This window comes from Streptomyces sp. NPDC001604, from assembly GCF_042893475.1.
In the GTDB taxonomy this organism is placed as follows: Bacteria; Actinomycetota; Actinomycetes; order Streptomycetales; family Streptomycetaceae; genus Streptomyces.
Genome location: NZ_JBIAUY010000004.1, coordinates 342393 through 361145, shown reverse-complemented (window position 1 = coordinate 361145; position 18753 = coordinate 342393). Strand labels below are relative to the sequence as shown.

The 18753-nt window shown below is 71.3% G+C and carries 16 protein-coding genes; 6 read left to right on the top strand and 10 right to left on the bottom strand.

From position 1 onward, the window contains the following. Positions 1 to 131: 131 nt before the first annotated feature. Both ACFY1E_RS14730 and ACFY1E_RS14725 read right to left on the bottom strand, forming a co-directional pair. Positions 132 to 2291: a helix-hairpin-helix domain-containing protein gene (locus ACFY1E_RS14730; protein WP_389075531.1), complete on the bottom strand. Its 2160-nt coding sequence runs from the start codon at positions 2289 to 2291 to the stop codon at positions 132 to 134. Continuing rightward, positions 2288 to 3274 carry an aldo/keto reductase gene (locus ACFY1E_RS14725; protein ID WP_389075529.1) on the bottom strand — a complete coding sequence of 329 codons (987 nt, stop codon included), beginning with the start codon at positions 3272 to 3274 and terminating at the stop codon, positions 2288 to 2290. Before ACFY1E_RS14725 ends, ACFY1E_RS14730 begins: the two co-directional genes overlap by 4 nt. Positions 3275 to 3386: 112 nt before the next feature. Here ACFY1E_RS14725 and ACFY1E_RS14720 point away from each other — a divergent pair, with 112 nt between their 5' ends. Continuing rightward, positions 3387 to 4442 (top strand): LLM class F420-dependent oxidoreductase, encoded by a 1056-nt coding sequence (locus ACFY1E_RS14720; protein ID WP_389075526.1) that lies wholly within the window; start codon positions 3387 to 3389, stop codon positions 4440 to 4442. A gap of 224 nt (positions 4443 to 4666) precedes the next feature. Next, positions 4667 to 5455, top strand: coding sequence for a ferritin-like domain-containing protein (locus tag ACFY1E_RS14715; RefSeq protein WP_389075524.1), 789 nt, complete (start codon positions 4667 to 4669; stop codon positions 5453 to 5455). A gap of 1 nt (position 5456) precedes the next feature. On the opposite strand, the gene corA is transcribed toward ACFY1E_RS14715, so the two are convergent. Further along, on the bottom strand, positions 5457 to 6455 hold the full coding sequence (gene corA / locus ACFY1E_RS14710) for a magnesium/cobalt transporter CorA (RefSeq protein WP_389075522.1): 999 nt from the start codon (positions 6453 to 6455) through the stop codon (positions 5457 to 5459). A 62-nt stretch (positions 6456 to 6517) separates the two neighbouring features. Here corA and ACFY1E_RS14705 point away from each other — a divergent pair, with 62 nt between their 5' ends. The 4 genes from ACFY1E_RS14705 to mshC all read left to right on the top strand — a co-directional run bounded on the left by ACFY1E_RS14705 (position 6518) and on the right by mshC (position 10024). Then, complete coding sequence (locus ACFY1E_RS14705) at positions 6518 to 7204, top strand: histidine phosphatase family protein (RefSeq protein WP_389075519.1); 687 nt, start codon at positions 6518 to 6520, stop codon at positions 7202 to 7204. Between the two features lie 111 nt (positions 7205 to 7315). Further along, entirely contained in the window at positions 7316 to 7906 is a 591-nt protein-coding gene (locus ACFY1E_RS14700; protein WP_389075517.1) for a DUF3090 domain-containing protein, read from the top strand. Next, on the top strand, positions 7870 to 8700 hold the full coding sequence (locus ACFY1E_RS14695; protein WP_389075514.1) for an SCO1664 family protein: 831 nt from the start codon (positions 7870 to 7872) through the stop codon (positions 8698 to 8700). The genes ACFY1E_RS14700 and ACFY1E_RS14695 overlap by 37 nt, the downstream gene beginning before the upstream one ends. Positions 8701 to 8794: 94 nt before the next feature. Further along, the gene (gene mshC, locus ACFY1E_RS14690) at positions 8795 to 10024 is read left to right on the top strand and encodes a cysteine--1-D-myo-inosityl 2-amino-2-deoxy-alpha-D-glucopyranoside ligase (protein WP_389075512.1); all 1230 of its coding nucleotides are present in this window, start codon (positions 8795 to 8797) and stop codon (positions 10022 to 10024) included. 90 nt (positions 10025 to 10114) lie between these two features. Here the strand turns inward: mshC and ACFY1E_RS14685 are convergent, their stop codons facing one another. The 7 genes from ACFY1E_RS14685 to glpK form a co-directional block, all read right to left on the bottom strand. Beyond that, positions 10115 to 10693 carry a hypothetical protein gene (locus ACFY1E_RS14685; protein WP_389075510.1) on the bottom strand — a complete coding sequence of 193 codons (579 nt, stop codon included), beginning with the start codon at positions 10691 to 10693 and terminating at the stop codon, positions 10115 to 10117. 34 nt (positions 10694 to 10727) lie between these two features. Continuing rightward, complete coding sequence (locus ACFY1E_RS14680; RefSeq protein WP_389075509.1) at positions 10728 to 12449, bottom strand: S8 family peptidase; 1722 nt, start codon at positions 12447 to 12449, stop codon at positions 10728 to 10730. A 276-nt stretch (positions 12450 to 12725) separates the two neighbouring features. After that, positions 12726 to 13706 (bottom strand): PAC2 family protein, encoded by a 981-nt coding sequence (locus ACFY1E_RS14675; protein WP_389075507.1) that lies wholly within the window; start codon positions 13704 to 13706, stop codon positions 12726 to 12728. 162 nt (positions 13707 to 13868) lie between these two features. Beyond that, on the bottom strand, positions 13869 to 14540 hold the full coding sequence (locus tag ACFY1E_RS14670) for a FadR/GntR family transcriptional regulator (RefSeq protein WP_389075504.1): 672 nt from the start codon (positions 14538 to 14540) through the stop codon (positions 13869 to 13871). A gap of 244 nt (positions 14541 to 14784) precedes the next feature. Beyond that, positions 14785 to 15354: an SMI1/KNR4 family protein gene (locus tag ACFY1E_RS14665; RefSeq protein WP_389075503.1), complete on the bottom strand. Its 570-nt coding sequence runs from the start codon at positions 15352 to 15354 to the stop codon at positions 14785 to 14787. Between the two features lie 157 nt (positions 15355 to 15511). Then, entirely contained in the window at positions 15512 to 17128 is a 1617-nt protein-coding gene (locus ACFY1E_RS14660; RefSeq protein ID WP_389075501.1) for an FAD-dependent oxidoreductase, read from the bottom strand. A gap of 52 nt (positions 17129 to 17180) precedes the next feature. Next, on the bottom strand, positions 17181 to 18722 hold the full coding sequence (gene glpK, locus ACFY1E_RS14655) for a glycerol kinase GlpK (protein WP_389075499.1): 1542 nt from the start codon (positions 18720 to 18722) through the stop codon (positions 17181 to 17183). Positions 18723 to 18753 lie beyond the last annotated feature (31 nt).

Here is an 18753-nt window from a genome sequence, read left to right as displayed (position 1 = left end):
CCGGCGTGGAGGACTCCTCGGCGGTGCCCGCCGTGTCCGCGGACTGAAGCCCGCCCCGCGAGGTTTTGGGCGGGAGCAAATAGGGCGCGTCCCCCCCCCCCCCCCCGCCGCCGTTCTGTCGGGCCCCTCGGTCAGCCGGTGACCGGTACCTGGGTGCTCAGCAGGAGCGGCAGACGGGTCGTGCGCGGCTTCGCCGGGACCTCGGCCACGGCACGGGGGAGCGCCTGGTCCACGCCGTGGACCACGGAGAGGTGGCGGTCCGCCCTGCCGAACGCCGTGTAGACCCACGGTCGGCTCAGGGACTGCGCCGCGTCCCCGGGCAGCACCACGACCACCGCGGGCCACCTGTTGCCCACCGCCTGGTGCGCGGTCAGCGCCCACCCGTGCCGCACGGACTGCTCCACCCGCTCCTTCGGTACGACGACGGAGGCGCCCGCACACGACAGATGCAGCCCGGCGGCGTCTGCCGTCACGACCTTGCCCGTGGTCGTACGGCCCGGTACGGGGGAGTAGGCGATCCGGTCGCCGGGGTCGAAGCCGCCGAAGCGGCCGGGGCCGGGGTTGAGGCGCTCCTTCAGCGCCGCGTTGAGCGCGCGGGTGCCGGCCGCGCCGCCGTGGCCGGGAGTGATCACCACGGTCTGCTCGGGCGGCACGCCGATCGCCCGGGGCACCGAGTCGGCGACGAGCTGCACGGTCCGGTGGACCGCCTCGCCCGCGTCCCGCACCGGGACGATCACGACCTCCTTGCCGGGGGCCTCGACCTGGTTGAGCTCACCGATGCCGACACCGGAGACCAACTCGCCCAGCGGGCCGAGGTCCGGCCGCCGCGAGGCGATCCGGGGGCAGACCCGCGCCGCCAGCAGATCGGCGAAGACCCGCCCGGGCCCGGCCGACCACAGCACCCCTGGATCCCCGGCCAGCACCAGCCGGGCACCGTCGGGCAACGACTCGACGAGCAGGGCCCCCGTCTCGACGTCCAGTTGGGGCGCGTCGAGCACCACGAGAAGATCCAGATCCAACGCCCCGTCCGTGTCCCGCCCGGGCCCCTCGTCACCGGAGAGCAGCCCGGCGACGGTGGCGACGCCGGGGGCGCCTGGCGCCGGCTCGTTCCCCCCGTCGCGGCCCTGCACGGCCCCGACGGGGCGCCCCGCGCACAGCGCTGCGAAGCGGTCGCGGCCGGTCGGGGTGTGTGTGGCCGCCCAGGCGCGCAGGCCGAGGGCGGTGGCTGTCTGCAGCACGGCTGCCGGTTCGGCCAGGGAGGCCTCGCCGCCGGTGTGCAGGACCAGTCCGTGGCCCGCGACCGCGCGGACGAGTTCGGCGGCGGTGTCGGGTGCGGAGGCGGCGTCCTCCCAGGCCTCGGCCGAACCGTCCTCCTTCGGGACCGAGTTGATCAGGCGGGCCAGTCCGTCGGCGAGGCTCTCCTCCGCGAGCGCGTACCGCTCCAGGCCGACCAGGATCCGTACCGGACGCTCCTCGGCCTCCTCGGCCGTCTCCGGTGCCGGAGCGGTCGGGGCGAGGGCGTCCTGGAAGACCAGGGCCTCGCCCTCCGCCACAGCGCTCTGCACGGCCGCTTCGGCGTCGGGCAAGCCCCGCTGGGTCAGCGCCGCGGTGAGCGCAGGCATCTCCAGCGCCGTGTGCCCGGCGAGGGCCGCCTGCTCCAGCAGCCACCCCGTCAGCGCGCGGCCCCGCCGCTCGTCGTCCGGACCGCACTCGGCGCCGAGCAGCGCCCGCGCGAAGCCGTCGGCCTGCTCGGGCCGCACACCGCCGACGCGCAACAGCAGCCAGGGGTCCTCCCGCAGAACGTCCTCCGCGCCCTCGCCGAGAGCGGCGGCGACCTGCGGTGCGAGCGCGTCCGGTGCACCGCCGTCGCTCAGCACGCGCCGTACCGCGTCGACGGCCTCCGGCGCGGGAGCAGCGGGCGCGGCCGCGGGCGTCGGCTGTGGGCGCCGTACCGGCTCGGGGGCGGGGCGGCGCGGAGCGGACTCGCTGAACACGGTGACCGGGGGTTTCGCGCCGCTCTCCACGGCACGGACGGCGGCGAGCAGATCGGCGGCCTTCCCGCTGAGCTTCGCGCCTGCCTCGATGGGCCCCGCCTTCTCGGCCTTGCGCCGTTCGATCCGCTCCCGCTCCAGCCGCTGGGCCGCCAGCTCGGCCTCGGCTTCGGACAGTTGGGCGGCGGCCTCGCCGTCGCCGTCCGCCGCGGTCCCGCCCTCGCCGCTCTGCCCCGCGGCGCCCGGCGTCCCCGGCTCGGCGTTCTCTGCGTCCTCGGTGGGCTCGGGCTCCGTGCTCACAGCGTGCTCCAGTCGTGATCGGGATAGCGGTGCACGGGCGCCGACACGTCGTCGAGCGCCCGGCAGATCTCGTCAGGAAGACTAAGGGCCTCCACTGACAATGCCGCCGTGAGCTGCTGGGAGTTGCGCGCACCGACGATCGGGGCGGCCACGCCGGGCCGGTCGCGGATCCACGCGAGGGCGACCTGGAGGGGAGTCACCGCGAGCCCGTCCGCCGCGGTCTGCACGGCGTCCACGATGCGGCTCGCGGTGTCGTCCAGGTAGGGCGCGACGAAGGGCGCCAGGTGCTCGGAGGCGGCGCGCGAGTCGGACGGTACGGCCTCGCCCCGGTACTTGCCCGTCAGGACCCCGCGGCCCAGCGGCGAGGACGGCAGCAGGCCGATGCCCAGGTCCAGCGCGGCAGGCAGCACCTCGCGCTCGACGCCGCGCTGCAGCAGCGAGTACTCGATCTGCGTGCCCGCCAGCCGGGTCCGCAGCCCGGGAGCCGCCAGTTGCCACGTCGCCGCCTTGGCGAGCTGCCAGCCGCAGAAGTTGGAGACGCCGGCATACCGCGCACGGCCGCTGCTGACCGCGAGGTCGAGGGCCTGGAGGGTCTCCTCCAGCGGGGTGTGCGGGTCGAAGGCGTGGATGTGCCAGACGTCGACGTAGTCGGTGCCGAGCCGGGCCAGCGAGGCGTCCAGCGCGGAGAGCAGATGCCCGCGCGAGCCGTCGACCCGGCGGTCCGGGTCCGGCACACTGCCCGCCTTGGTCGAGATCACCAGCTCCCGGCGCGGAACCAGGCCTTCTATGAGGCGTCCGAGCAGGTATTCGGCCTCCCCGTCGCCGTACACGTCCGCCGTGTCGACCAGGCTCCCGCCGGCCTCCCAGAACGTCTTCAAGAGGTCCGCGGCGTCGTGCTCGTCGGTGTCCCTGCCCCAGGTGAGCGTGCCGAGTCCGATGCGGGACACGCGAAGGCCGGTCCGGCCGAGATACCTCTGCTCCATGAACGCCGAGATTACTGGCCCGGCCCTTCGGCGTGGGGGCCTGTGGACAACCAGTTTCCGCACGCTAGGGTCGGGCGAACAGGGACGTTACTGATCGGTAAGGGGTATCGGCATGCAGCTCGGGATCAACCTCGGCTACTGGGGTGCCGGAATGGACGCGGACAACCTGGAGGTCGCGAAGGAGGCCGACCGGCTCGGGTACGCCGTGTGCTGGGCCGCCGAGGCCTACGGATCGGACGCGGCCACCGTGCTCAGCTGGGTCGCAGCCCAGACCGAGCGCATCGACGTGGGGTCGGCCATCTTCCAGATCCCGGCCCGCCAGCCCGCGATGACCGCGATGACCGCCGCCACCCTCGACTCGCTCTCCGGCGGCCGCTTCCGCCTCGGCCTCGGCGTCTCAGGACCGCAGGTCTCCGAGGGCTGGTACGGCGTCAAGTTCGACAAGCCGCTGGCACGCACGCGTGAGTACGTCGAGATCGTGCGCAAGGCGATGACCCGCGAGCGGCTGTCGTTCGAGGGCGAGCACTGGACGCTGCCGCTGCCCGGCGGCCCGGGCAAGCCGCTCAAGCTGACCGTGCACCCCGAGCGCGAGCACATCCCGCTGTACATCGCCGCGATCGGCCCGAAGAACCTCGAGCAGACCGGTGAGATCGCCGACGGCGCCCTGCTGATCTTCCCCTCGGCCGAGCACCTCGAGGAGACCACGATCAAACACCTGCGCGCCGGGCGGGAGAAGGCAGGCAAGACCCTCGACGGCTTCGACGTCTGCCCGACGCTCCCGCTCTCCGTGGGCGAGGACAAGGACGTGGCCACCCTCGCCGACGCGTTCCGGCCCTACACGGCCCTCTACGTCGGCGGCATGGGCAGCGCCAAGCAGAACTTCTACAACCAGCTCGCCCAGCGCATGGGGTTCGAGGCGGCGGCCGCCGAGGTGCAGGAGAAGTACCTGTCCGGCGACAAGCAGGGCGCCGCGGCCGCGATCCCGCACGACCTGATCGACAAGACGGCGCTGCTCGGTTCCGTGGACCGCATCGCGGACCGGATGAAGGAGTACGCGGCGGCCGGGGTCACCACCCTGAGCCTCAACCCGGCCGGCTTCACACTGGAGGAGCGGGTCGCCTCGCTCCGCGCCGGCACCGAGGCCCTGGAGCGCGCCGGACTGGCGTAGCGCACGCCCCGGGGCGGCGGGGAGAGGTTTCTGCGGCCGTGGTGGGGGCTCGGGGGGTCTTCCCCGCCACGGCCGTCACGGGTAACAACGCGCCCGGCCGCGCGCGGTTACGCCTCCGATGTGACCCCTTGGGTCCTCCTTTTGGCCGAGTCTTCCGACACAGCTGTTGCAGCACCTCCAGCGCCGCATTTGACTCGTTCGAGACCGGCAGAGAGGTGCCCACGATGCTTTCGGCCAGGAGTCTTTTCCAGGAGATCCTCGACGACGACGAGTCGTTCGCCCTGTTCTGCTCCATCGCGGCCAGCGGCGAGTCCCAGGGCGGCTGGGAGAACGGGCGGATCGCCGCGCTGGTCCCCGACAGCCAACGCGACCTCGCCCCCAGGATCACGCGGCACGGCGCCGACGAGGACAAGCACGGGCGGATCTTCAACGCCCTGATGAAGAAGCGCGGCCTCGAACCCGTCCCCGTACCGCCCGAGACCGACTACACGATGCTCCTGGAGAAGAACGGCATCGGGCTCCCCCACGACAAGCTCAGGAACGACGAACCGCTCACCGTGCAGGACATCGTCACCTACCTCTCCCACAGCCGGGTCACCGAGCAGCGCGCCTCCGAGCAGATGGAACTGCTGCGCAGGCACTTCGCCGACCACCCCGACATCGGCCGCGCGGTGCGGATGATCTCCGACGACGAGGACAACCACCTGGCCTACTGCCACGAGGAGCTGCTGCGCTTCGCGTACGCCGGACACGGCCGCACCATCCAGCGCACGCTGCGGGAGTGCGCGCTCGCGGAGATCCGCATCTACCGGGACGTCAGCCTCGCCGTCATGGACCACATGGGGCGCATCCTCGGCTGGCCGCGGGCCAAGTCGGCGCTGCTCGCCGCCGGCATCCACGCCGTCTACGCGTACGAGCGGTGCGTGGGCTGGCGGCGCATGGTGAGCCTGCGGATGCCCGAGCGGCGCGACGCACTGGGCGGACCCGCCCAGGCGGCACCCGGATTCGTCTGAGCTACAGCCAGCCCCGGTGCTTGAAGAGGCGGTACAGCAGCACCTCCAGGGCGGCCATCGCCAGGATCACGGCCGGGTACGACACACGCCAGTGCAGCTCCGGCATGTGGTCGAAGTTCATGCCGTAGATCCCCGCGATCATCGTGGGGACCGCCGCCATGGCCGCCCATGCGGAGATCTTCCGCATGTCGTCGTTCTGCCGCACGCTCATCTGCGCGAGATGCGCCGACAGCACGTCCGAGACCAGCCGGTCCAGGCCCTCCACCGACTCGTTCACGCGTGTGAGGTGATCGCTCACGTCCCGGAAGAAGGGCTGCGCCTTCTCGTGCACGAAGGGCACCCGGGTGCTGGAGACGCCCCCGCCCGCCAGCCGGGCCAGCGGCTGCGCCAGCGGGCCCGTGGCCCTGCGGAACTCCAGGATCTGCCGCTTGAAGGCGTAGATGCGGGACGCCGTGTGCCGCGAGCCCCCGCTGGTCGGCGAGAACACCTCCGTCTCCAGCTCATCCAGGTCGGTGCCCAGTTCGCCCGCCACCTCCACGTAGTGGTCGACCACGGCGTCGGCGATGGAGTACAGCACCGCGGTGGGGCCGTGCCGGAGCATTTCGGGCTCCTCCTCCAGCCGGTGCCGTACGGCAGCGAGCGGTGCCTCCTCGCCGTGCCGCACCGTCACCACGAACGAGTCGCCGATGAAGACCATGACCTCCCCGGAGGTGACGATGTCGCTCTTCGCCTCATATCCGACCGGCTTGAGGACCATGAACAGCGAGTCGTCGTACACCTCCAGCTTGGGCCGCTGATGCGCGTTCAGGGCGTCCTCGACGGCCAGCGGATGCAGCCCGAACTCCTGCGAGACCCGGTCGAACTCCTTCTCCGTCGGCTCGTACAGGCCGATCCAGACGAAGGCGTCCCGCCCCCGACGGCACTGCGCCAGGGCGTGCGAGAAGTCCGCGGGCCCCTCCGTCCGGCGCCCGTCCCGGTAGATGGCGCAGTCGACGATCACGGAGCGTATTCTCCCGTCCCGGGCCCGCCGATGCACCCCGGCGTATGCCTACTCTTGGCCGCATGCCCACGCTGATCCTGGTCCGGCACGGACGTTCCACCGCCAACACCGAGGGGGTGCTCGCCGGCTGGACGCCCGGCATCGCTCTCGACGAGCGCGGCGCCGCGCAGGCCGCCGCCCTGCCCGGCAGGCTCGCCGGGCTGCCGATCTCCGAGGTCGTCAGCAGCCCGCTGCAGCGCTGCCAGGAGACGGTCCGGCCGCTCCTCGACGCCCGGCCCGAGCTGACCGCGCACACCGACGAACGGATCGGGGAGGCCCACTACGGCGACTGGTCCGGCCGCAAGCTCGCCGAACTCAAGGACGAGCCGCTGATGGAGGTCGTGCAGGCGCACCCGTCGGCCGCGGCGTTCCCCGGCGGCGAATCGATGCGCGCGATGCAGACCCGCGCCGCCGAAGCCGTACGAGAATGGAACGCGCGCGTGGAGCGCGACCACGGCGCCGACGCCGTCTACCTGATGTGTTCGCACGGCGACATCATCAAGTCGCTCGTCGCGGAGGCACTCGGACTTCATCTCGACCTTTTCCAGAGGATTTCCGTTGAACCGTGTTCCATCACCGCGATCCGTTACACACGTCTGAGGCCGTTTCTCGTACGGCTCGGTGACACCGGCGATTTCGCGTCGCTGGCGCCGCGCGAGGAACCCCCGGCCGGCGACGCCACGGTCGGGGGCGGTGCGGGCGCACCGTGATCGTCGGGCGCAGTAGGGTGAAGCGGTCGCAGTAGCTCCGCACCCGTCCGCACCAGCAGGCCGTGCGGTCATCCGGTCCGATGTCGATCCACGAATTCCAGGAGACAGGACGTGTCCCGTCAGGTGTTCCTCTACGACCCCCCGGACCGCTTCGTGGCCGGTACGGTCGGTATGCCCGGACGCCGTACGTTCTTCCTCCAGGCCACCGCGGGCCCCCGCGTGACCAGCGTGGCCCTGGAGAAGACCCAGGTCGCCGCCCTTGCCGAGCGCATGGACGAACTGCTCGACGAGGTCGTACGGCGCAGTGGCGGCAGCGCCGCCGTCCCGGCCGTGGCCTCCGCCGAGATCTCCGACACCGATCCGCTGGACACCCCCGTCGAGGAGGAGTTCCGGGTCGGCACCATGGCCCTTGCCTGGGACGGCGAGGAACAGCGCATGATCGTCGAGGCGCAGGCCCTCGTGGAGCTCGACGCCGACTCCGAGGAGGACCTCGCCGAGGCGGAGGAGCGCCTGCTCCAGGACGAGGAGAACGGGCCCCCGATGCTGCGGGTCCGGCTGACCGGCGCGCAGGCACGGGCCTTCGCCAAGCGCGCCCTCGACGTCGTCAACGCCGGGCGGCCGCCGTGCCCGCTGTGCAGCCTCCCGCTCGACCCGGAAGGACATGTATGTCCGCGCCAGAACGGATACCGCCGCGGAGCGTGACGGCCGACGAGTCGCTCGCCGATCTGCTCACCCACGGCGAGCTCACCGTGCGCGGCCGGATCCGCGAGGCGTCCAACGCGGCGCTGTACTGCACGATCTCCCACGAGGGCAGGGAAGCGGCCTGCATCTACAAGCCCGTCGTCGGCGAGCGGCCGCTGTGGGACTTCCCCGACGGCAACCTCGCCCGGCGCGAGGTGGCCGCCTACGAGGTCTCCGAGGCGACCGGCTGGGGGCTCGTGCCGCCCACTGTGCTGCGGGAGGGGCCGTACGGCGAGGGGATGGTCCAGCTCTGGATCGAGGTGAGCCCCGAGGCCGAGCTGCTCGCCCTGGTCGACGGTGAGGAGCCGGAGCCGGGCTGGAAGGCGATCGGCTTCGCCGAGGTCGGCGACGGGAGGACGGCGCTGCTGGTGCACGCCGACGACGAGCGGCTGCGCCGGCTCGCCGTGCTCGACGCCGTGATCAACAACGCGGACCGCAAGGGCGGCCATCTGCTGCCCACGGCCGACGGCGGGTTGTACGCGATCGACCACGGCGTGACCTTCAACACCGAGAACAAGCTCAGGACGCTGCTGTGGGGGTGGGCGGGGGAGCCGCTGGCCCCGGAGGCGGTCGACGTCCTCAAGACGCTCCAGGAGGCCCTGGCCGCGCAAGGAGCGCTGGCCACACGGCTGACGGGCCTGATCACGGAGGCCGAACTCGACGCCACGCGCGCGCGTGTCGCCGTACTCCTGGACACGGGGACGCATCCCGAGCCGAGCGGCGAGTGGCCTGCGATTCCCTGGCCACCCGTGTAGAAGCGGACCGGCGGGTACAGCGCAAGAGTGCCTTACCGGCCATCCGGCCCGGTCCGGTTCGTATACGGAACTTCCGTCCGGTTAGGCTCATGACATGCATGCCTGGCCCGCTTCCGAGGTCCCCGCCCTGCCTGGTCAGGGCCGCGACCTGAGGATCCACGACACCGCGACCGGCGGTCTGGTCTCCCTCGACCCCGGTCCCGTCGCCCGTATCTACGTCTGCGGCATCACGCCGTACGACGCGACCCACATGGGTCACGCGGCGACCTACAACGCGTTCGACCTCGTTCAGCGCGTGTGGCTCGACACCAAGCGGCAGGTTCAGTACGTCCAGAACGTCACCGACGTGGACGACCCGCTGCTGGAGCGGGCGCACCGCGACGGCATCGACTGGGTGGCCCTCGCCGAGCAGGAGACGGCCCTGTTCCGCGAGGACATGACCGCGCTGCGGATGCTGCCGCCGCAGCACTACATAGGCGCGGTCGAGGCGATACCCGGCATCGTGCCGCTCGTCGAGCGGCTGCGGGACGCGGGCGCCGCCTACGAACTCGAGGGCGACATCTACTTCTCCGTGGAGTCCGACCCCAACTTCGGCAGGGTCTCGAACCTGGACGCGGCGGCCATGCGGCTGCTGTCCGCCGAGCGCGGTGGCGACCCGGACCGTCCGGGCAAGAAGAACCCCCTCGACCCGATGCTGTGGATGGCCGCCCGCGAGGGCGAGCCCAGCTGGGACGGCGCCTCGCTCGGGCGCGGTCGCCCCGGCTGGCACATCGAGTGCGTCGCCATCGCCCTGGACCACCTCGGCATGGGCTTCGACGTGCAGGGCGGCGGCTCCGACCTCGCCTTCCCGCACCACGAGATGGGCGCCTCGCACGCCCAGGTGCTGACCGGCGAGTTCCCCATGGCCAAGGCGTACGTCCACGCTGGCATGGTCGCCCTGGACGGCGAGAAGATGTCCAAGTCCAAGGGCAACCTGGTCTTCGTGTCCAAGCTGCGGCGCGACGGGGTGGACCCGGCCGCGATCCGGCTGGCGCTGCTCGCCCACCACTACCGCTCCGACTGGGAGTGGACCGAGCAGGTGCTGGAAGACGCCGTGGCGCGACTCGGGCGCTGGCGCGCCGCCGTCTCCCGGCCCGACGGGCCGCCCGCCGAGGCCCTGGTCGAGGAGATCCGCGAGGCCCTCGCGAACGACCTGGACGCCCCGGCCGCGCTCGCCGCGGTCGACCGCTGGGCCGCACTGCAGGACGCCGAGGGCGGTACGGACATCGGCGCACCCGGTGTCGTGTCGCGGGCGGTGGACGCTCTGCTGGGCGTGGCTCTGTAGCCAGCCTTGTGGTCGGTCCTGTAGTCACCAAGGCATGGAAAGGGGCGCTTCCTCCCTGGAGGAAGCGCCCCTCGTGTGTCCGGCCCCCGGTCAGATCCTGCGCACCTGGATGCTGCGCAGGACGTTCGGAGAGCCCGAGTCCCAGATGCCGACCACCTGGTGGCCGAAGGCGAATGCCTCCTGGACCTGGTCATGGGTCTGGGGGTTCGGATTGGCGAAGATCCTGAACTGGCCCTGGATGCGCAGTGCGATCAGGCTGGGCTGGCCCGGCAGCGGCTGTACGACGTCGATGTAGCCGTCCGCGATGCCGGCCTGCAGCACCTGCTGCTGGACCTGCTGCTGAACGTGCTGCACGGCGACCTGGGCGATCTGGTGGAGCTGCTGCTGCACCTGCTGCTCGTGCTGCTGTTGCTGCTGCTGACCGTAGCCCTGCTGCTGGCCGAGCTGCTGCAGCAGCTGCTGGAAGGGCTGCTGCTGGCCGAGCTGCTGGAGCTGCTCCAGCGAGCCCATGCCCATGCCCATGGGCTGCTGCTGCCCGAACGGCTGCTGCTGGCCGTAGCCCTGCTGCTGCCCGAACGGCTGCTGCTGGTACTGCTGGTAGGGCGACGTGCTCGGGAACTGCTGGCCCTGCTGTTGTCCCGGTTGGCTCATCTGCGGGGTGGTGCTCATACGGGTGTCACCTTCCCTTGATGGTTGGGATTCGTCAGCCCGTGACGACCAGGCCGACGATCTCGTCGTCCGAGAACCACACTCGGACGTCGGGCCGTCCCCCCGCGAAGGCGGAGTGCACCGCCTGGCGGATCTCCGGGGACGGGTGGTTCAGGTTCCGCCAGGCACCGGCCACGAACAGCCTCAGCCTGGGCGGGAGTTCACGGGGATAGGGCAGCAGCTCGTCCCAGTACCGTTCGGCCTGGCCCGAGCCGACCGCCTCCGGCAGCAGATGGGTGACCGCCGCCTTGATGTCGGGCCGGTTGCCGATCCGCTGGGAGGCGGGCCGGCCCGGCGCGTCCTGCTGCGGGGAACCCGTGGCCCGCAGCACGGCCCGCGCACGCTCCGGGGACATCGGCTGCTGGGCGGCGGCCTTCAGCATGCCCTGCAGTGCGGCCAGGGCGCCGACCACCACCGGGCAGGCGGCGGAGGTCCCGGAGAACGTGTCCGTGTACCAGGCGATCTCCTCCGGCCCGCCCTGCAGATCGCCGGGCTTGTCCCAGAAGCCCCCGGTGGTCGTCACCTCGCGGCCCCAGCCCTGGGCGTCGAGGCGGGCGCCGTAGTTGGAGAAAGCGAGCCGGGAACGGTCCGGGCCGTGGTCGCGGCCGTGCGTGCCGGGCGGCGGTGCGCCCGCGCCCACCAGGACGGCACCGGAGGACTGGTTGGAGGGGTTGAACGGGTTGCGCCACCACTCGGGGAAGTCGTCCGGGCGGCGCTCGTAGACCGCGTCGTCCAGCGACTCCGCGCCGTTGCCGGCTGCCTCGACGACGAGGACGCCCTTGGCGGTGGCGTACCGGATGGCCGCGAAGTCGTCCGGCCACCACTCCAGAGCGACATAACCGCGCTGGTCGTCGCGCTCGGCGTACTCGAACCGCGGTCCGGGGCGGTGCAGTTCGACCAGTACGACGTCGCCGGGGCCGAGCCGGTCGGCCGCCGCGTGGATCGCGGCCGCCGTGCCGATGCCCTGGAAGGACGCGGCCGCGGTCACCGCCTCGGGCACGATGCCGTTGACGCCGTACTCATTGCGGTCGCCGCCGATCACGCCGATCACGGCGGTGCCGTGGTTGCGCCAGGCGAGGTCGGTCAGCGGGGTGCCGACCACGACGCCGGCCAGCTTGGCGGCCAGGTCCTCATGGCCCAACTGCCAGGCGCCCTCGACGTCGATGACCGTCACCCCCTGCCCCGACCCACCGGGGCGCTGCCAGGCCCAGTGGGCGTCTATCCCCTCCGGCGCGGGGCGCAGATAGCCCTGCCGGCTGCTGAAGTCGGGGGTGACGGGCGCACCCTCCTTCAGCCGGCCGCTCTCCTGCGCGAGGGACGCCGGTACGGCGCCGGGCTTGATGTACGCCGTCTCGACGCCGGGCAGCGCGGCGATCCGCGAGCGCAGCTCCTCCGCGCGGCTCTCGCCGCCGCGCACCCGGTAGAACATCGCGAGGTCGGGCACGTTGCTCTCGCCCGGGGCTGCGGACTGCTGCAGCCGCTCCTCGCTGCCGAACAGCGGCTCCAGGGCCAGCTGTTCATCGCCGAGGAACATGTTGAGAGCGGAGACGTCGGCTCCCGCGGCCGAGCGGACACCCTCGGCCTGGGCGCGCAGCCGGGCCTCGGGACGCGCGACGACGATCAGTTCCCGCTCGGCTCCTCGATAGGTGAATCCCGCTCCGTCGGGCCCCGGCCCGGACGTTCCCGGCCCTTGCGCCGGCTGTACCTGGTCGCTCATCGGTACCGCTCCCTTCGGTCCGTGCGGGTGCGCCATCGGTGCACAACCAAGCACGGTCTCGGCGAGGCGTCCAGACCGTCTTCACCAACTCGGTTTGAAAACAAGTTGAATTGGGTAGCGTGTGCAATCCGTCCTGAAACAGAGGTCACGTAGCAAACCGGCCAAAGACTGCAGAGTTGTCAGTCATGGGACGGGGCGACAGCCATGGCACGGGGCGACAGAACGCAAAGAGGGCGGTGCGCAAGCTGCGCACCGCCCTCAACCCGGTCGACCCGGCTAGTCCTCCGACGACTCCTCGTCGTCCGGACCCGCCTTCGGTGGCTTCGGCGGCTTCGTACGACCGCTGGGGTTGTCCCGCAGATACGACGTGCTGTCACTGCCGTCCGCGGTCGCGTGTCCGCCGCTCGACGGACCTCCGCCGTCCCGGCGCCGCAGATACCGCTCGAACTCGCGGGCGATCGCCTCGCCCGACGCCTCCGGCAGCTCCGCGGTGTCCCGGGCCTCCTCCAGCGTCTGCACGTACTCCGCGACCTCGCTGTCCTCGGCGGCCAGCTGGTCCACGCCGACCTGCCAGGCGCGCGCGTCCTCGGGCAGTTCGCCCAGCGGGATGCGCACGTCGATCAGGTCCTCCAGGCGGTTGAGCAGGGCCAGCGTCGCCTTCGGGTTCGGCGGCTGCGACACGTAGTGCGGCACGGCCGCCCACAGCGACACCGCCGGCACGCCGGCGTGCGTACAGGCCTCCTGCAGGACACCGACGATGCCCGTCGGACCCTCGTACTTGGTCTCCTCCAGGTCCATGCGCTGCGCCAGGTCCGCGTCGGACGTGGTGCCACTGATCGGGACCGGCCGGGTGTGCGGGGTGTCGCCCAGCAGGGCGCCGAGCACCACCACCAGCTCCACACCCAGTTCGTGCGCGAAGCCCAGCAGCTCGTTGCAGAACGAGCGCCACCGCATCGACGGTTCGATCCCCCGGACGAGTACGAGATCGCGCGGCTTCTCGCCGCCGACGCGGACCACCGACAACCTTGTCGTGGGCCACGTGATCTTGCGCACGCCCGCATCCATCCACACCGTGGGGCGGTTCACCTGGAAGTCGTAGTAGTCCTCGGCGTCCAGCGCCGCGAACACCTCGCCCTTCCACTCCCTGTCCAGATGCGCGACCGCGGTGGAGGCGGCGTCGCCGGCATCGTTCCAGCCCTCGAACGCGGCCACCATGACCGGGTCGATCAGCTCGGGAACCCCCTCGAGCTCGATCACCCAGGCCTCCTTCCGACGTGCCCTCGCTTGACCACACAACCTTACGGCGTTCCGCGGGGGCGCCCGCAGCCCCCTTGCACGGGGGAGTGAACGGATCACTGCCCCGTCCGGGGCCCTCGAACACCCATGATCGCCGTCGCGGGCCCCTGTGCGGGAAGCCGCTCAGAGCGTCGAGCGAAGCCACTGCTCCACGCTCGCGATGTGCACCGTCGCCCAGGACCGCGCGGCCTCCGCGTCCCGGTCGCGCAGGGCGGCCAGGATCGCCCGGTGCTCGTGCAGGGTGCGGCTGACCGCATCCTCCTGGGTCAGACCCCGCCAGATGCGGGCCCGGGTGGTCGGCCCCGACAGGCCGTCCAGCAGCGAGCAGAGCACCGAGTTGCCGGAACTCTGCACGATTCCCCGGTGGAAGTCGAGGTCGCAGGCGACCAGCTCCTCCACCGACGGGGTCTCCCCGAGCTTCTCCAACTGGGCCGACAGGGCGTCCAGTTGCTGCTCGCTGATCCTGGACGCGGCCATCGCCGTGGCGGCCGGCTCCAGGATGCGGCGCACCGCCAGGAACTCCAGCACCGTGTCGTCGCGGTGGAAGTCGACGACGAAGCTCAGCGCCTCCAGCAGCAGCTGCGGATCGAGGCTGGTCACATAGGTGCCGTCGCCCTGCCGCACGTCCAGGATCCGGATCAGCGACAGGGCTCGCACGGCCTCCCGCAGGGAGTTGCGGGACAGCCCCAGCTCGGCGGCCAGTTCGCTCTCCTTGGGCAGCCGGTCGCCGGGGCGCAGCGCGCCGGAGACGATCATTCCCTTGATCTTCTCGATCGCCTCGTCGGTGACGGCCATGGGCGGCCTCCCTGTCGTTCAGAGCTGTCGTTCAGACATCCGATGTATCAGTCCATTATGGGGTTCGGTGGGCTGAACGGGGTGCCGAATGCTCAGCTCAGGGCGAGAATCTCCAGGTCGGCGAGGACGATGCCCTCGTCGAGGGTGGGTCTTCGACCCTGCGCTCCCCGTCGTCGGCAACCGCGAACCGATCGTGGGGCGGGACGAGTCGGCGGACGTGGCAGCTGCAGGCGAACTCGTCACCTCACTGAGCCGACGGGTCGTCGAACCACTCCTTCCCGGCCGCCCAGTGCTTCACCCAGCCGGCAAAGCCCGGCTCGGAGGTCGTGAAGCCGAACTCCGAGCCGAACGGCATCGCGCCCACATCCGTGACCTGCCATATGTGCCCGCGCTGAGGGCCGCTGACGACGAGATGCCAGTTCATCGCGCACCCGTCCGTACCCAGCACGACCGACCCATGGTTGAGGACCTGCTCGATGACCGCCTCGGGGTCCTCGTACGGCCCGTCGTCCTCCTCCCAGAGCCAGGCCGCGGTGAGCGGGAACGGCTCGCCCAGCTTGCGGCCCGACCCGTCGTCGCCCCAGTCGTCGGGCAACTCGGCCGGCCCCAGAAGCCCGTACTCCGGCGGCCCCTGGTGCGATCCGTCGGACACCTCCGCCACGAACGTGCGATACGGCTCCGGCAGCACCACCCCGTGCTCCGCCTCGAAGGCGCGCACCGCCTCCCAGCCGAGCGCCGACTCGCCGCCGTCGTCCACGTCGAACGCCGCACGGAGCGCGGCGAGATCCTCGGCACTGGCCTGATCACTGTTCATGCCCTCATGAAAACACCCGCCACTGACAACGACGGGCGCACACGAAAAGGGCGGCTCCGTCGGCGCGGAGTCGCCCTTCTCGCGGATCCGGCCCCTGGGGGAGAGGGACCGGTCCCCGATCGTGCCGGCCCTGGTCAGGGAAGGGGCCGACGCGAGGTCACTTCTTGTCGAGCAGGTCCTGGACCTTGGCGCGGACCTCGTCCGTGGCGAGGCCGCGGATCGTCAGCGTCGTACGACGGCGCAGCACGTCGTCCGCCGTCTCGGCCCACTCGTTGTCCCGGGCGTACACCACCTGCGCCCAGATCTCCGGAGCGTCGGGGTGGACCCGCTCGCCCAGCTCCGGGTTCTCGTTGACGAGGCGGGCGATGTCGAAGGACAGCGAACCGTAGTGCGTGGCCAGGTGCTTGGCGGTGTCGGCGGCCATCCGCGGACCGGGCGCCGGGTTGTCCACCAGCAACCGGTGGGCGACCGCACGCGGGTTGGCGACCCCCGGCAGCGGCAGCTTCTTCGGCAGCGAGGAGATGGGCTCGAAGTCGTCACCCAGCGGAGCGCCCGGCAGCGCCTCCAGCTTCTGCATCACCGTACGGCCGATGTGCCGGAAGGTGGTCCACTTGCCGCCCGCGACGGACAGCATCCCGCCCCGGCCTTCCGTCACGACGGTCTCGCGCTTGGCCTTCGCCGTGTCGCCGGGGCCGCCGGGCAGCACCCGCAGACCCGCGAAGGAGTACGTGATCAGATCACGGCTGAGCTGCTGGTCCCGGACGGAGAACGCAGCCTCGTCCAGGATCTGGGATATGTCCTTCTCGGTGACCGAGACATCCGCCGGGTCGCCCTCGAACTCCTCGTCGGTCGTGCCGAGAAGCAGCATGTCCTCCCAGGGGAGGGCGAAGGTGATGCGGTACTTGTCGATGGGGGTGGCGAGCGCGGCCTTCCACGGGGAGGTCCGCTTCAGGACCAGATGCGCGCCCTTCGACAGCCGGATCGACGGCGCGGCATTCGGGTCCTCCATACGGCGCAGGTGATCGACCCACGGGCCGGTCGCGTTCAGCACCAGACGGGCGTTGACGCCGAACTCGTCACCCGTCGTACGGTCCTTGAGGTCCGCGCCCGTCACCCGGCCGTTGGTGAACCGGAGGCCGGTCACCTCGGCGTGGTTGAGGACGACGGCGCCCGCCTCGACGGCCGCACGGACCGTCATCAGCGCCATGCGCGCGTCGTTCATCTGGTCGTCGCCGTAGACGGCGACGGCCTTGAGGTTCTCGGTGCGCAGCTCGGGCACGTCCTGGGCCGCCTTCGCGGGGGACAGGAGGTGGCCGACGCCGTCACCGAACGCGGAGAGCGCGGAGTAGGCGAAGACGCCCGCCCCGAGCTTCGCAGCGCCGTGCGGCCCGCCCTTGTACACGGGGAGGTAGAACGTGAGCGGGTTCGCCAGGTGGGGGGCCACCTGACGAGACACCGCACGGCGCTCGAAGTGGTTCTCCGCCACCAGCTTCACCGCGCCGGTCTGCAGATAGCGCAGACCGCCGTGGAGCAGCTTGGAGGAGGCGGAAGAGGTGGCGCCGGCGAAGTCGCCGGCGTCGACCAGCGCCACCCTGAGGCCGGACTGCGCGGCGTGCCAGGCGGTGGAGATGCCCAGGATGCCGCCGCCGATCACGAGGAGGTCGTACGACGCCTTGGCGAGCTGCTCCCGGGTCTCGGCGCGGCTCGGGTTGGAGCCGGAGGCCGGGCGCGTACCCAGGGCAGGCACGGACTGCAGGGTGGACTGACTGGTCATTTCGGGTTCTTACTCCTCATCAGAGCCTTCGAGGGACTTGGCAGAGCCCTCGTCAGCTCTCTTCGTCCTCGAGCCAGCCCATCGTCCGCTCGACGGCCTTGAGCCAGCTCTTGTACTCACGGTCGCGGGTCTCCGCGTCCATGCGGGGGGTCCACTCGGCGGCCCGGCGCCAGTTGGCACGCAGGTCGTCGGTGCTGGTCCAGAAGCCGACGGCGAGACCGGCGGCGTAGGCGGCACCGAGGCAGGTCGTCTCGGCGACCATCGGGCGCACCACCGGCGCGTCCAGGAAGTCCGAGAGGGTCTGCATCAGCAGGTTGTTGGAGGTCATGCCGCCGTCGACCTTGAGGGCCGCGAGCTCGACACCGGAGTCCTTGGTCATGGCGTCCGTGATCTCACGGGTCTGCCAGGCGGTGGCCTCCAGGACGGCGCGCGCGAGGTGCGCCTTGGTGACGTACCGGGTCAGACCGGCGATCACACCGCGGGCGTCGGAGCGCCAGTACGGGGCGAACAGACCGGAGAAGGCCGGCACGAAGTAGGCGCCGCCGTTGTCCTCGACCGAGAGCGCGAGCGTCTCGATCTCGGCGGCGGTGGAGATCAGACCCATCTGGTCGCGCATCCACTGCACCAGCGAACCGGTGACGGCGATGGAACCCTCGAGGGCGTAGACCGGCTTCTCGTCGCCGATGCGGTAGCCGACGGTGGTCAGCAGGCCGCTGTACGAGTTGATGATCTTCTCGCCGGTGTTCAGCAGCATGAAGGTGCCGGTGCCGTACGTCGACTTGGCCTCGCCCTCCGCGAAGCAGGTCTGGCCGAACAGGGCCGCCTGCTGGTCGCCGAGCGCGGAGGCGACCGGGATGCCGCCGAGCAGGTCGCCCAGCTTGCCGCCCTTGATCTCGCCGTAGACCTCGGCGGAGGAGCGGATCTCCGGCAGCATCGCCAGCGGGACGCCGATGGACTCGGCGATCTTCTCGTCCCACTCCAGCGTGTGCAGGTTCATCAGCATGGTGCGGGAGGCGTTGGTGACGTCGGTGTAGTGCTTGCCGCCGTCGACACCACCGGTCAGGTTCCAGATGACCCAGGTGTCCATGGTGCCGAAGAGGATGTCGCCCGCCTCGGCGCGCTCGCGCAGGCCGTCGACGTTGTCGAGCAGCCAGCGGGCCTTCGGGCCGGCGAAGTACGAGGCCAGCGGGAGGCCGGTCTCGCGGCGGAAACGGTCCTGGCCGACGTTGCGCCCGAGCTCCTTGCACAGGGCGTCGGTGCGGGTGTCCTGCCAGACGATGGCGTTGTGGACGGGCTCACCGGTGTTCTTGTCCCAGAGCAGCGTGGTCTCGCGCTGGTTGGTGATGCCGATGGCCTTGATGTCGTCACGGGTGATGCCGGCCTTCTGGATGGCTCCGGCGACGACTTCCTGGACGTTGGTCCAGATCTCGTTGGCGTTGTGCTCGACCCAGCCCGGCTTCGGGAAGATCTGCTCGTGCTCCTTCTGGTCCACGGAGACGATACGTCCGTCGCGGTCGAAGACGATGCAGCGGGAAGAGGTGGTGCCCTGGTCGATCGCGGCGATGAAGGGGCCGGCGGTGTGGGCGTCGGTCACGGTGTGCTCCTGAAGTTCCGTGGAGTAGGGG

Excerpts from the sequence above, each read along its gene's own strand:
- ACFY1E_RS14685 (WP_389075510.1), bottom strand. The coding sequence starts at position 10,693 with ATGAGCACCACCCCGCAGATGAGCCAACCGGGACAACAGCAGGGCCAG.
- ACFY1E_RS14695 (WP_389075514.1), top strand. The coding sequence starts at position 7,870 with ATGTCCGCGCCAGAACGGATACCGCCGCGGAGCGTGACGGCCGACGAG.
- ACFY1E_RS14715 (WP_389075524.1), top strand. The coding sequence starts at position 4,667 with ATGCTTTCGGCCAGGAGTCTTTTCCAGGAGATCCTCGACGACGACGAG.
- ACFY1E_RS14720 (WP_389075526.1), top strand. The coding sequence starts at position 3,387 with ATGCAGCTCGGGATCAACCTCGGCTACTGGGGTGCCGGAATGGACGCG.
- ACFY1E_RS14670 (WP_389075504.1), bottom strand. The coding sequence starts at position 14,540 with ATGGCCGTCACCGACGAGGCGATCGAGAAGATCAAGGGAATGATCGTC.
- ACFY1E_RS14660 (WP_389075501.1), bottom strand. The coding sequence starts at position 17,128 with ATGACCAGTCAGTCCACCCTGCAGTCCGTGCCTGCCCTGGGTACGCGC.
- mshC (WP_389075512.1), top strand. The coding sequence starts at position 8,795 with ATGCATGCCTGGCCCGCTTCCGAGGTCCCCGCCCTGCCTGGTCAGGGC.
- ACFY1E_RS14665 (WP_389075503.1), bottom strand. The coding sequence starts at position 15,354 with ATGAACAGTGATCAGGCCAGTGCCGAGGATCTCGCCGCGCTCCGTGCG.
- ACFY1E_RS14705 (WP_389075519.1), top strand. The coding sequence starts at position 6,518 with ATGCCCACGCTGATCCTGGTCCGGCACGGACGTTCCACCGCCAACACC.
- ACFY1E_RS14680 (WP_389075509.1), bottom strand. The coding sequence starts at position 12,449 with ATGAGCGACCAGGTACAGCCGGCGCAAGGGCCGGGAACGTCCGGGCCG.
- ACFY1E_RS14725 (WP_389075529.1), bottom strand. The coding sequence starts at position 3,274 with ATGGAGCAGAGGTATCTCGGCCGGACCGGCCTTCGCGTGTCCCGCATC.